This is a genomic window from Rhizobium terrae, from assembly GCF_003425685.1.
Taxonomy (GTDB): Bacteria; Pseudomonadota; Alphaproteobacteria; order Rhizobiales; family Rhizobiaceae; genus Neorhizobium; species Neorhizobium terrae.
Genome location: NZ_QJKM01000006.1, coordinates 194063 through 207133 on the forward strand (window position 1 = coordinate 194063; position 13071 = coordinate 207133).

Here is a 13071-nt window from a genome sequence, read left to right on the forward strand (position 1 = left end):
ATTTCCTCCCGGACCGCTTCGCCGCCGTCCGTTATTTCTTTTTCTGTTAGGCCGCTTCGAAGGGCTGGCCGATATGGTCCATCACTTCGCCGAACCATTTTGCCGTCAGATCGAAATGTTTTCCACCCTTAATGCGGGGGAATTCGATCGTCCGGAGTTTTCCGTTCTGATCCTCGTCGTGGCCGGTGACGCCCGACACCTTGTTCAATGCACTTTCCACGGCGAGGTCCACCATGCTCTGGATCAAACGCAGGTCGTTTCCATTGGCGGCGGCGGAGCGGGCGAAATAACCGGATTTCTGCACCATCGAGCGATCGGCGCCGATCAGGGCCGCGAACTGCTTCTGAAACCAGCCGCCGACATTGATCGTGTCGATCTTCACATGGCCGAAGGCGTCGCGCTTGATGGTGTCGCCGGCGGCTTCGCGTTCGGCGACGATCGCGTCGAGGCCGGCACCTTCCGAAACGAAGATCGTTACATGGCCGCGCCTGTCCATGAGGTCCCTGAGGCGGGCGGCCTCCTTCTCCAGGTCGAAGGCCATTTCCGGCAGGTAGAGGCCGTCGATGCTCTTCAGCGGCGCGTTCATCATCAGACCTTCGACATATTGGTTGCCGGCGATCTTCTGAATATAGGCTCGTGCGGTTGCCGCGGTAAGCCAGCCGCAGTGACGTCCCATCACTTCGTGAATCACAAATGTGCGAGGAGCGGCCGTCTGCTCGTTGGAAACGTTGTCGAAGAAATGCGCGCCGACTTCGGCCGCCGTCCAGGCGCCGAGCGACTGGCGAATCGGCACGACGTCGTTGTCGACCGTTTTCGGCAGGCCGACGACGGTCAGGTCGTAGCCGTTGGCGCCGAGATAGGCGGCAAGATCGGCCGCGGTGGTGTTGGTGTCGTCGCCTCCGATCGTATGCAGGATGGTGACACCGTCGGCGGCCAGTCGTTCTGCCGCGACACGGAGCGGATTTTCGCCTTCCTTGACGAGGCCGCGCTTGACGCAGTCGGCGGCATTGGTGAGCTTGACGCGGCTGTTGCCGATCGGCGAGCCGCCATAGCGGTGCAGGAGATGCGCCTTTTCGCGCATGTCCCGGCTGATCTCGACCTTGTCGCCGAGGAGCACGCCCTGATAACCGGACTTGTAGGCGATCAGTTCGATTTCGGGCGCGATATCGCTATAACGTTCGATAAGGCCGCCGACGGCGGACGACAGACAGGGCGCGAGACCGCCAGCGGTCAGCATTGCTACTTTGTGTTTGGCCATCGATCCTCCTTGACGCGCATTCCGGCGTTCAGCTCAAAGCCGGGGAATGGATGCGACACCGCAAGGCCACTGTAAAGTGAACTTCTCAAGAAAACGGACAGTTCGGATCCGGTCGCAGGCAGGGTGCATGCGGGATGATGAATATAATCGATTCAATATCAAACGCGTGCCCGGCCCCTATGGAAAAGCCGGGGCGGCGATCCCATCTCTCTGGCAGACCGGTTTTCGGCAGGAGGCCGGTTCTGCGGCGCTCGATGAGGACCGGAGGGTAGATCGATTTGGTTGCAGGCAGTGATCAACTGCCCGTGAACGCTATTGATTGTTCGGGAAACATGAACATAGTTTAATCCGATCTGGACCGTCCACCGCCTTGCAAAGGCGGGGATTATCTGGTCCATTGCCCTCATGATATTCGATTTTGCCTGCCTGCAGTTTTCCTCCCTTTGGGAACGTCTCCTCGGCGCCATCGGCGACGCGGCGAGCGGTGTACTCGGCCGCGTGGTCGAGGCGATCCGCACGGTGTTCGAAGGCGACCCGGAAACGCGCCGGAAAGTATCATTCTCCGTGGCAATCATCGCGCTTTCCGCCAAGATGGCGAAAGCCGACGGGATCGTCACAGAGGCCGAGGTGAAGGCCTTCCAGCAGATCTTCGACTTTCCGGACGAGGAAGCGCGCAACGTCGCCCGCCTCTACAATCTTGCCCGGCAGGATGTCGCGGGTTACGAAGCCTATGCGACGAAGCTCGCCGGCCTGTGCAGCCCCGGAGCCGGCAAAGCGGAAAACTGCCCGATGCTGGAAAACGTCGTGGACGGGCTTTTCCATATCGCCAAGGCCGACGGTCTCGTCCACGAGAAGGAACTGGTGTTTCTCGGGCGGATTGCGGAGATCTTCCGCATCGACGAGGCGCATTTCCGCCGCATCATGGCCCGCCACGTGCATCTGGATGGCGTCGATCCGTATCTTGTCCTCGGCGTTTCACCGCAGGACGATTTCGCCAAGATCCGCAAGCAGTATCGGTTGCTGGTCTCGGAACATCATCCGGACAGGCTGATCGCCCGCGGCGTACCGGTGTCGTTGCATGCGGCCGCGAATGAGCGTATGGCAGCGCTCAACGCCGCCTACGCGGCCATCGAGAAAGAGCGCCGCGCTGCATGATCCTGTTTGCCGCCGATCATTCCGGCGCAACCGTCAGACCTTCTCCCAATCACGGTGAACGTGCCGGCGGCCGCCGGCCGGACATGATCATCCTGCATTACACCGGCATGCCGAGTGCCGAGCAGGCACTTGCGTGGCTCTGCAATCAACAGAGCCAGGTCTCCAGCCACTATTTCATTCACGAGGATGGACGGATCGTGCAGCTCGTGCCGGAGGAACGGCGCGCCTGGCATGCTGGCAAAAGCTTCTGGGCGGGTGAGACCGACATCAATTCCTGTTCTATCGGCGTAGAGATCGCCAATCCCGGGCATCCGGGTGGTCTGCCGGCCTATCCGGAAGCGCAAATCGGCGCGGTCGTGGAATTGTGTCGAGATTGCGGCGAAAGATGGAGCATCGCGCCCGAAAGGGTGCTCGGCCACTCGGATGTGGCCCCGGTTCGCAAGGTCGACCCGGGCGAAAATTTCCCCTGGGAAAAATTGCATCTTGACGGGATAGGCCACTGGATCGATCCAACCCAAATCAGTGGCGGTCGTTTCTTCCAGTACGGCGAAAGCGGCCAGCCCATCGAGGCATTGCAGTCGATGTTGTCGCTTTACGGCTACAATATTGAGATCACAGGCGATTTCTGCGAGCGGACGAAGGGCGTGGTGGAGGCCTTCCAGCGTCATTTCCGTCCGGCCCTGATCGACGGGATCGCCGATTTCTCGACCATCGATACATTGCACCGGTTGCTGAAGGCCTTGCCGAAATACAACCAGTCATAACGCGCCGCCCGCGTTTCGGTTCTGTCCGGATGCTGCGATTTTTTACGGTGCCACATCATCTCCTTATTAGCCCGTTCTAAAGGATGCGTTAGCGCAGCCACCATGTAGGACGGGGGTTGCAGAGATGAACGCTCAGGTTTCGTGAAGCTCCGTGCCGTCTATCCGGCGACACGGTGAGGGGATGTCTGCGTATCGACTTCCGCGGGCCTGTTGTACCGGAGACATTCTTACTCAATGAAAAATGTGGTTCTTGCTGCCGCGGCCGGCCTTGCCATGCTGGTTGCGGGAGGTGAAATCGTGTCCGCTCAGGACATCAACTCGACGACTGACTATGCAAGTCTTACCACCGACGCCCATCCGGATGTGAACGTCGAGACGGAAGAAACCGTCAGAATCTATACCAAACCGCTCATCATCCCCTGGGAAACCCGCGAAACCGGTTTTGCCGCCCCTACCGCCAGCGACCGGCGCCTTGTCCGCAAGCTTCACTATACCAGGCTCATCTCGCAATATGCCGACGAGTATGGCGTGCCGGTGGAACTCGCGCATGCGGTCGTGCAGGTCGAGAGCAATTTTCGCCCGACGGTGAAGGGCCGCGCCGGTGAGATCGGGTTGATGCAGATCAAGCCGGCGACCGCCCGGCTGATGGGTTACAAGGGACCGGACTACGGTCTCTACGACCCGGAGACCAATATCCGCTATGGCATGAAATACCTGGCCGGCGCCCATGATCTCGGCGACGGCAAGGTCTGCGGCACGATCCTCAAATACAATGCCGGCCATGCGGCGAAGAGGATGAACCCGGTCTCGAAGCGGTATTGCGAGAAGGTCGAGGCGATCCTCGATACGGACGATCTCGAAACGCCGGGATCGACCTCCGAACCGACCCTGGCATTCCAGGCGACCGCGCTCAGCTATCCGCCTGCGGCGCCGTTGATATTTTGATTCCAGAGGCGGCCCGAACCTTCTAGAAGATCAGTCGAATTGACTGAGAAAACGGAAGGGGCGGGGCATGGCGTCACGGTTCAAATATATCGTCGTTGGCAGGGGCATGATGGGCGCTGCGGCGGCCCGTTACCTCTCCAAATGGGCCGATGGCGTCGCGCTGGTCGGTCCCGGTGAGCCGGCGGATTATGGACGCCATGAGGGCGTCTTCGCCAGCCACCACGACGAGGCGCGCATTACCAGAACGATCGATCCAGATCCCGTCTGGGCGCGCCTCGCCAACCGTTCCATCACCCGTTACGGCGAGATCGCCGCCGAAAGCGGCGTAGGTTTCTATTCCGAATCCGGCTGCCTGCTGGTCGGGCCGACGCGTTCGAACGGACCCTCCGGCGGCTCTTCCTACGTCGGCAGTATCCTCGATGCGGCAGGCAGGCTCGGCGTTTCCATCGAAACCCTTTCCGATGCTTCGCTTGCGCAGCGTTTCCCGCTCTTTGCCTTCCCCGGTAACAGCGAGGGCGTCTGGGAGGAGAAGAATGCCGGCCATATCAATCCGCGCGCGCTGGTGAAGGCGCAGGCGCTGCTTGCCGAACGGCAAGGCGCAGCCATCATTTCCGAGACCGTCGCCTCCGTGCGCCAGGAGGGAGATTCGGTTACGGTCACGACCGTCGAGGGCAGCAGCTATTCGGGAGAAAAGGTGCTGGTCGCCGCCGGCGGTTTTTCCATCAACGAAAATCTGTTGCCGCGGCGTCTTGATCTGAAGGTTTATGCCCGCACCGTTGCCTTCTTCGAAGTGGACGAGGCAGCGATGGATGTCTGGGGCGCCGTTCCGTCACTGATCTGGAAATGGAAGGAAGGTGAGGACGGCATCTACCTCCTGCCGCCGGTGCGTTATCCGGACGGCAGGATCTATCTGAAGATCGGCGGGGATCCGGACGATCTGCTTTTGCCGACCGAGCCCGAGATCCGGGCCTGGTTCCGTTCCGGCGGTCGGGAAAGCACGAAGCAGCGGCTTACCGAGATCATGAGAACGCTGATGCCGAGGCTTGACCTGTCGCGGTCGTCCATGGCGGCCTGCGTCACGTCATTCACGCCGACCGGTTATCCGGCGATCGCCATGACTGGCGCAGAGGCTGCGGCGAGCCGCATCGGCATCCTTTCCGGCGGCTGTGGGGCGGCAGCGAAAAGTTCCGATGAAATCGGCCGGCTCGGCGCCGAACTGATCTTCCACGGACGAATCATCGATGACGCCTATGTGACGGAGACGGATTTCCGCGCCGATTATCTATAGCTTTCGCCGCCCATCTCGGTTATTCACCGGCTGCCAGTTGGCCGGGCAGCCGCGCTTTACCAATGCCGAAAGGCGGTAGGGTGAGGAAAGTCCGGGCTCCACGGAAACACGGTGCCGGATAACGTCCGGCGGGGGCGACCCCAGGGACAGTGCCACAGAAAGGAAACCGCCCCGCTTGCTGTTCCGCTTCCTGAAGAAGCGGCAGAGCTGGCGGGGTAAGGGTGAAAGGGTGGGGTAAGAGCCCACCGCGCTTCTGGTAACAGCGGCGGCAAGGTAAACCCCACCGGGAGCAAGACCGAATAGGGATGACGCGGGGTGCGCAAGCACTTACAGCCTGTTTCCGGGCCAGTCATCCGGGTGGGTTGCGCGAGGCGATGTGCAAACATCGTCCCAGATGAATGGCTGCCACGTTCCGGTGCCCAGCACTCGGGGCCATACAGAACCCGGCTTACAGGCCAACTGGCTCTTAACCTTTCTGGCCGCGGGTGGAGCCGCTGGGCTGATGGGGCGGTCACGGGCTTCCTTATCCGCTTGTTTTGCGCCTCGCGGTTTATATGAGCGAAGCCGAAAGCGCCGCTAATTTCCGTTGCTTAGAGGGTGTCCCAAATCCACTTGTGGCATCGAGCCAAGGCGGTTTCTCCGCTTTGGTCGATAACCCTTTGTTAAACTTAACAGCTTATAAATAAATCTGGATTGGGAGTGGCTAGCGGGGCTTCTCCCATTGACGCCCATATGGTCCCATGGTATCCCAAAGTTGCACTGCACAAGGGCGAATGAGCGCCCGCAAATCCCAGAGTTTCGGTCTGTCGGCCGGGCGGATTTCCGACCCTGCGAGGAGCGGAGCCTTGTCTGGCGCGGTGCGGCGGGATGGGCAGGCTTTTGCCCTGAATTGCAACGGGGCGGATGTTTGGCGTCATGAGCCGCTTCCTGTCGAATGCGACGAACAGGATCGACGCGAAGGGGCGGGTCTCCGTCCCTGCGAGTTTTCGTTCGGTTCTTTCGGAGCGCGGGATCCAGGAGCTTTATTGTCTCCAGGATTTCATATTTCCGGCGGTGAGCGTCGGAGGGCCGGATCTGCTCGATCGCTACGAGCGGCAGATCGCCTCCGCCGATCCGTTTTCGCCGGAAGCGAACAGGATGTCGCTGCTCGTTCATGGCGGCGGCGTCTTCATGAGGCTCGATGCGGAAGGCCGGCTGATGGTCACGGATTTCATCCGCGACTTCACGGGAATCAGTTCGGAAGTCACGTTCGTCGGGCGCTCGGATCATTTTCAGCTGTGGCAGCCGCAGGCGTTTCACGAGGCGCAGGCGGCGGCAAGGGAGGGGCGCTTGGGTTTGCGTTCCTTGTGAGGCAATTTCGGGAAAAGCGTGAAGCGGTTTTCCTCGCGAAATTGCGTCAGGGCATAAAGGCAGAGAGGAACAGGATGGCGGCGAATCCTGGCAACGGAACGACAAGTGAGTCGGCTGGGGCCGAAGGCGGACCGGTTCGTCATATTCCGGTTCTTCTGAAAGAGGTCATCGAGGCGCTCGAACCTCAATCCGGCAAGGTCATCCTCGATGGCACATTCGGGGCGGGCGGATATACATCCGCCCTCCTTGCCGCCGGCGTGCAGGTGATTGCGCTCGATCGCGATCCGACCGCGATTGCCGCCGGGCAGGCGCTGGTCGAAGCGCATAAGGGCCGTCTGAAGCTCATTCAGTCGCAGTTCTCGCAATTGGGCGATCATGCTCCCGAAAGCGGGCTCGATGGCGTCGTGCTCGACATCGGCGTTTCCTCCATGCAGATCGACGAGGCGGAGCGCGGCTTCTCCTTCCAGAAGAACGGCCCGCTCGACATGCGCATGTCGGGCGAGGGCGTTTCGGCCGCCGATGTCGTCAATCGCGCCAAGGTCGGAGATCTCATCCGCATCTTCGGTTTCCTCGGCGAGGAAAAACAGGCCGGCCGCATCGCGCGCGCCATCGAAAAGCGCCGGGCATCGGAGCCTTTCGCGACGACCCGCGATCTCGCGAATTTCATCGAGAGCGTCAATCCCCGCAAGGCGAAGGACAAGATCCATCCGGCGACGCGCGTCTTCCAGGCGCTGCGCATCTTCGTCAACGACGAGCTCGGCGAGCTGGCCGAGGCGCTGTTTGCCGCCGAGCGCGCCCTGAAGCCGGGCGGCCGCCTGGTCGTCGTCACTTTCCACTCTTTGGAAGACCGCATCGTCAAGCAGTTCTTCTCCGATCGTTCCGGCAAGGCATCGGGTTCGCGCCACATGCCGATGGTCGAGGTGAAGCCGGCGATTTTCGAAACGCTCGGCAAGTCGATGGTCGCTGCGAGCGACGAGGAGGCGGAGGCCAATCCGCGCGCCCGCTCGGCAAAGCTGCGCGCGGGTGTCCGCACCGGCGCCGCGTCGCGCCCCGCCGACCTTTCGATCTTCGACCTGCCCGATCTCGCCAGCCTCGCAAAGATGGGAGCCTGAGACATGCTGCGTAGCTTCGATCTCGTGCTGATCGGCATCATGACGGCGACGGCCGTCGTGACGTACACCATCAAGCATCGCGCCGACGAGAAGCTCATCGAGGTGCGCCGGCTGGAAGCCGAAATCAAGCTGGAGAAGGATACGATCGATCTCCTCAAGGCGGACTGGGCCTTGCTCACCCAGCCGAACCGCCTGCACCGGCTGATCGGCACCTACAATTCGGAACTCAGCCTCGCGCCGACCGAACCGACCCAGCTCGCCATGCCGAAGGAACTGCCGATGCTCAAGTCGGCGCTGCCGCAGCCGGAGACGACGATCGAGGACATCATCGCCGGCAAGAACAGCGAGGTGGCGGCCGCGCTGAAGGGCGTTGCCGCCGCCAAGGCCAAACCCGCTCCGAAAATTCCGGTACCGCTCGCGCGCCGGCCCTCCGTCGAAGTCATCTCCACTGGATCGGTGAAACGCTAATGTCTTTCCTTTCCCGCATCATGGTGCTCAAGAGCCGGGCGCATTTTTCCACCGGCAGCCGCGGCCGCGCGCCTTCCGGAAATGCTTCCTTCGAGGGCACGCGCAAGCGAAAGTCGGCCCAGGCGAAGAACCGGGTCGGTCTGCTGATCGCCGGCTTCACCGCGTTCTACTGCGTGATCGGCGGCAGACTGGTGCAATACGGGGTGGCGCAGCCGCTGACGACGTCGAGCATCCTGCCGGCCGACCGGCTGCTCGCTTCGCGTCCCGATCTCGTCGACCGCAACGGCGAGGTGCTGGCGACCGACATCCGCACGGTCTCGCTGTTCGCCGAGCCGCACAAGATCGTCGATGCGGACGAGGTGATCGAGAAGCTATCGACGGTTTTGAACGATCTCGACGTCAAGTCGACCTATGCGAAGCTCAAGTCCAACTCGCGCTTCCAGTGGCTGCGCCGGCAGCTGACGCCGAAGCAGCAGAGCCAGATTCTCGCGCTCGGCGTCCCCGGTATCGGCTTCCGTCCGGAAAAGCGCCGTTTCTATCCGGGCGGTCCGACGGCCGCGCATGTAGTCGGCTACGTCAATATCGACAACCGTGGCGTTTCCGGCATGGAACGTTACGTCGACAACCAGGGCCTTGCGGACCTGACGGCCGTCGGCATGACGTCCAGCCAGCCGCTCGAGCCGGTCAAACTCTCCATCGACCTGCGCGTCCAGGCGATCGTCCGCGAAGTGGTCGTCGAGGCGATCGACAAATACAAGGCGATCGGCGCCGGCGCCGTCGTCATCAACGTCCATACCGGCGAAATCCTCGGCATGGCGTCGGCGCCCGACTTCGACCCCAACAATCCCGCCGAAGGCGGCGAGCAGGGCTGGTTCAACCGCATGTCGAACGGCACGTTCGAAATGGGCTCGACCTTCAAGTCCTTCACGCTCGCCATGGGGCTCGATGCCGGCAGGATGAACCTCCAGAGCACCTTTGACGCGCGCTTCCCGATCCGCATCGGCGGTTTCACCATCAAGGATTTCCACGGCAAGGGCCGTGTGCTCAGCGTGCCGGAAATCTTCCAGTATTCCTCCAATATCGGTACCGCGAAGATCGCCGATTCCGTCGGCATCGAGGGCCACAAGGATTTCCTGACCAAGCTCGGCCTGCTCACCAGGATGCACACCGAACTGCCGGAGGTCGCGCAGCCGAGCCAGCCGCGGCAGTGGAAGAAGATCAACTCGATCACCATTTCCTTCGGCCACGGCGTCTCGACCACGCCGCTGCAGACGGCGGTTGCCGGTGCAGCTCTCGTCAACGGCGGCAAATACATCCCGCCGACCTTCCTGCCGCGCTCGCGCCAGGATGCCGACAAGATCGCGACACAGGTTCTCAAGCCTTCGACCAGCAAGGATATGCGCTTCCTCTTCGAGTGGAACGGCGCCAACGGCTCGGGCCGGAATGCGCGCGTTGCCGGCTTCAATGTCGGCGGCAAGACGGGCACGGCCGACAAGGTCGTCAACGGCCGCTATGCGCATGACAAGAATTTCAACGCCTTCCTCGCCGCCTTCCCGATGGACAATCCGCAATATGTGGTGCTGAGCTTTGCGGACGAACCGAAGACTGACAAGGGCAACGGCGCAGCGCTTGCGGCAACGTCCGCCGCACCGATGGTCAAGGAGATCATCACCCGCTCGGCGGCCATTCTCGGTGTAAAGCCGAAATTCGGCAATGACGGTTCTGCCCTGCTTGTGTCTTATTGAGCGACAACAAATCGGCGAACGATTCGTGGGGACGATTGTCAGATGAATGAACAGCCGAAGAAACTCAGGGACCTGGTCGGTCGGGATTTTCCGGAAATCGCCGGTATGATGGAGGGTCCGGCAGGCGATCTCGACGTGACCGGAGTTTCTTCCGACAGTCGCAAGATCAGGCCCGGCATGTTGTTCGCGGCTCTGGCCGGCTCCAAGGCGGATGGTTCCAGCTATGTCGGCGACGCTGCTGCTCGCGGCGCTGTTGCTGCGATCGCCGCCCATTCGGCCGATGCCGGCATTCCGGTGCTCGCCGTTTCCGATCCGCGCCGGCTTCTGGCCTTGACGGCGGCCCGGTTCTACGGCGCCCAGCCGGAAACCATGGTCGCCGTCACCGGGACGGCCGGCAAGACCTCGGTTGCCTCCTTCACGCGGCAGATCTGGGCCTTTGCCGGACATGCCGCCGCGCAGATCGGCACGACCGGCGTCGTCTCGCCGACCCGCAACGACTACGGCTCGCTGACGACGCCTGATCCCGTCGAACTGCAGAAACTGCTTGCCGAACTCGCTGCCGAAGGCGTCACCCACGCCGCGATGGAAGCCTCCAGCCACGGCCTCGACCAGAGCCGACTCGACGGCGTCCGCCTTGCCGCCGCCGGCTTCACCAATCTCGGCCGCGACCACATGGACTATCATCCGACCGTCGAGAGCTACATGGCCGCCAAGATGCGGCTCTTCGATACGCTGATGCCGAAGGGCTCGCCCGCGGTGATCTTCGCCGACGACGCCTGGTCGCAAGAGGCGATCCGGGTCGCGGCCGCCTCCGGCCTCGACGTCCGCACGGTCGGCCGCAAGGGCGATTATCTCAGCCTCAAGCGGGTCGAGCATTTCCGTCACAAGCAGACGGCGGAAATCCATGTCGGCTCCGAGATCTTCGAAGTGGACATTCCGCTCGCCGGCGACTTCCAGGTGGCGAATGCGCTCGTCGCAGCCGGCCTTGCCATGTCGACCGGTGTGGCGGCCGCAACCGCGATGGCCGCCCTCGAAAAGCTCGTCGGCGCTTCCGGCCGGCTGGAGCTCGTCGGCCAGACGAAGGAAGGTGCGCTCGCCTATGTGGATTATGCCCACAAGCCGGATGCGCTGGAAAACGTGCTCGCCTCGGTGCGTCCCTTCACGACCGGCCGCGTCGTGGTGGTGTTCGGCTGCGGTGGCGATCGCGACAAGGGCAAGCGGCCGATCATGGGCGAGGTGGCGACAAGGCTCGCCGACGTGGTGATCGTCACCGACGACAATCCGCGTTCCGAAGTGCCCGAAGTCATCCGTTCCGAGATCATGGCGGCCGCACCCGGCGCGATCGAGATCGGTGATCGCGCGCAGGCGATCCGCGCCGCGGCGATGATGCTGCATGCCGGCGATACGCTGATCGTCGCCGGCAAGGGCCATGAGGAGGGCCAGACGATCGGTTCGACGGTCCTGCCGTTCTCCGACCACGTCGAAGTCCGCAAAGCGCTGGAGGAACTGGGATCGTGAGCCTTCTGTGGACCTCCGAGGAATTGACTTCCGCCATCGGCGGCCGGCCGATCGGCAACCTGCCGGCCGGAGTGACCGGACTTTCCATCGACAGCCGGTCGATCGGCCCGAGGTCGACCGAGGGAGGCGAGGCATTCTTCGCCATCAAGGGCGACCGGGTCGACGGACATGATTTCGCCAGCATGGCGGTCGCCAACGGCGCAGCGCTGATCGTCGTCGCGGAGGGAAAGCTGCCGGCGCTCGGCAAGCTGACCGTGCCGATGATCGTCGTCGACGACGTGCTTGCGGCGCTCGGCCGGCTCGCGCTCGCGTCGCGCGAGCGCAGCCGTGCCAGGATCGTCGCCGTCACCGGTTCGGTCGGCAAGACGACCACAAAGGAGATGCTGCGCCAGGCGCTGGAACCCTCCGGCAAGGTGCATGCCGCCGTCGCCTCCTTCAACAATCACTGGGGCGTGCCGCTGACGCTCGCACGCATGCCAGCGGATGCGGATTTCGGCGTCTTCGAGATCGGCATGAACCATCCGGACGAGATCCGGCCGCTGGTGAAAATGGTTCGCCCCCACGTGGCGATCATCACCACGATCGCTGCCGCGCATCTCGGTCATTTCAGGAACCTCGAGGAGATCGCTGCCGCCAAGGCCGAGATCTTCGAAGGCCTGGAGCCAGGCGGTTCGGCCATCCTCAACCGCGACAACAAGCAGTTCGGCTTCCTGGAAAAACAGGCGCAAGCGGCCGGCGTCTCGCATATCTACACCTTTGGCCAGCATGCCAAGGCGGATTTCCGCCTTGCGGACTTCGATGGCAATGCGGAAAGTTCGATCGTCTGGGCCGTCTTGAACGGCGACACCTCGGAAATCCATATCGGCGCGCCCGGCCGGCATATCGCCGAAAACGCCATGGCGGCGCTTGGCGCCTGCTTCCTGCTCGGCGCCGACATGGGCGGCGCCATGCGCGCGCTGGCGGGATTGAAGCCGGTCAAGGGCAGGGGCGAACGCCACCGTCTCGGCATTGGCGAGGGCCATCTGACGCTGATCGACGAAAGCTATAACGCCAATCCGGCCTCCATGCGCGCGGCGATCGCGCTGCTCGCCTCCGCCACGCCGGAACTCACCGGCCGGCGTATCGCAGTGCTCGGCGACATGCTGGAAATGGGCGAGTTTTCCGCCAAGGTGCATGAGGAACTGGCCAGTCCGCTCCTCTCCGCCGGCATCGAACATGTCTGGCTCGCAGGAAAAGAAATGGCGGCACTCAAGGATTCGCTGCCGGGAAACGTCGAAGTCACGTATTTCGAAAAAACGGCGGATCTCTCCGAATACGTGGTGCGTTCGGTGATCCCCGGCGACGTGGTGATGGTGAAGTCCTCGCTTGGGCTCGGCTTCGGCAAGATCGTCGCAGCGCTGCTTGACAACTATCCGGCATTCTCCGACACGGAGCGCCAATCATAAATGAGATGCGGCTTAGGAAAGGG

11 protein-coding genes and 1 other RNA gene are annotated in these 13071 nt (G+C 62.4%); 11 read left to right on the forward strand and 1 reads right to left on the reverse strand.

The window, feature by feature from the left end; translation table 11 throughout:
- Positions 1–46: 46 nt before the first annotated feature.
- Complete coding sequence (locus DMO26_RS12955) at positions 47–1258, reverse strand: pyrophosphate--fructose-6-phosphate 1-phosphotransferase (RefSeq protein ID WP_117192488.1); 1212 nt, start codon at positions 1256–1258, stop codon at positions 47–49.
- 405 nt (positions 1259–1663) lie between these two features.
- Here DMO26_RS12955 and DMO26_RS12960 point away from each other — a divergent pair, with 405 nt between their 5' ends.
- The 11 genes from DMO26_RS12960 to DMO26_RS13010 all read left to right on the forward strand — a co-directional run bounded on the left by DMO26_RS12960 (position 1664) and on the right by DMO26_RS13010 (position 13048).
- On the forward strand, positions 1664–2413 hold the full coding sequence (locus DMO26_RS12960) for a J domain-containing protein (protein WP_162894865.1): 750 nt from the start codon (positions 1664–1666) through the stop codon (positions 2411–2413).
- Positions 2410–3177 carry an N-acetylmuramoyl-L-alanine amidase gene (locus DMO26_RS12965; RefSeq protein WP_117192489.1) on the forward strand — a complete coding sequence of 256 codons (768 nt, stop codon included), beginning with the start codon at positions 2410–2412 and terminating at the stop codon, positions 3175–3177. The genes DMO26_RS12960 and DMO26_RS12965 overlap by 4 nt, the downstream gene beginning before the upstream one ends.
- A gap of 234 nt (positions 3178–3411) precedes the next feature.
- Positions 3412–4122, forward strand: coding sequence for a lytic transglycosylase domain-containing protein (locus tag DMO26_RS12970; protein ID WP_117192490.1), 711 nt, complete (start codon positions 3412–3414; stop codon positions 4120–4122).
- A gap of 67 nt (positions 4123–4189) precedes the next feature.
- Positions 4190–5410, forward strand: a complete 1221-nt coding sequence (locus DMO26_RS12975; protein ID WP_117192491.1) for an FAD-dependent oxidoreductase — start codon at positions 4190–4192, stop codon at positions 5408–5410.
- 33 nt (positions 5411–5443) lie between these two features.
- Positions 5444–5877, forward strand: an RNA gene (gene rnpB / locus DMO26_RS12980) — RNase P RNA component class A.
- Between the two features lie 448 nt (positions 5878–6325).
- On the forward strand, positions 6326–6760 hold the full coding sequence (gene mraZ, locus DMO26_RS12985) for a division/cell wall cluster transcriptional repressor MraZ (RefSeq protein WP_226951284.1): 435 nt from the start codon (positions 6326–6328) through the stop codon (positions 6758–6760).
- 74 nt (positions 6761–6834) lie between these two features.
- A complete protein-coding gene (rsmH, locus tag DMO26_RS12990; protein ID WP_117192493.1) occupies positions 6835–7872 on the forward strand; it encodes a 16S rRNA (cytosine(1402)-N(4))-methyltransferase RsmH in 1038 nt (345 codons plus the stop codon).
- A gap of 3 nt (positions 7873–7875) precedes the next feature.
- Positions 7876–8340, forward strand: coding sequence for a cell division protein FtsL (gene ftsL / locus DMO26_RS12995; protein WP_117192494.1), 465 nt, complete (start codon positions 7876–7878; stop codon positions 8338–8340).
- Positions 8340–10085, forward strand: coding sequence for a peptidoglycan D,D-transpeptidase FtsI family protein (locus tag DMO26_RS13000; protein ID WP_117192495.1), 1746 nt, complete (start codon positions 8340–8342; stop codon positions 10083–10085). The genes ftsL and DMO26_RS13000 overlap by 1 nt, the downstream gene beginning before the upstream one ends.
- Before the next feature lie 42 nt (positions 10086–10127).
- On the forward strand, positions 10128–11603 hold the full coding sequence (locus tag DMO26_RS13005; protein ID WP_117192496.1) for a UDP-N-acetylmuramoyl-L-alanyl-D-glutamate--2,6-diaminopimelate ligase: 1476 nt from the start codon (positions 10128–10130) through the stop codon (positions 11601–11603).
- Positions 11600–13048 carry a UDP-N-acetylmuramoylalanyl-D-glutamyl-2,6-diaminopimelate--D-alanyl-D-alanine ligase gene (locus DMO26_RS13010; protein WP_117192497.1) on the forward strand — a complete coding sequence of 483 codons (1449 nt, stop codon included), beginning with the start codon at positions 11600–11602 and terminating at the stop codon, positions 13046–13048. Before DMO26_RS13005 ends, DMO26_RS13010 begins: the two co-directional genes overlap by 4 nt.
- Positions 13049–13071: the final 23 nt, after the last annotated feature.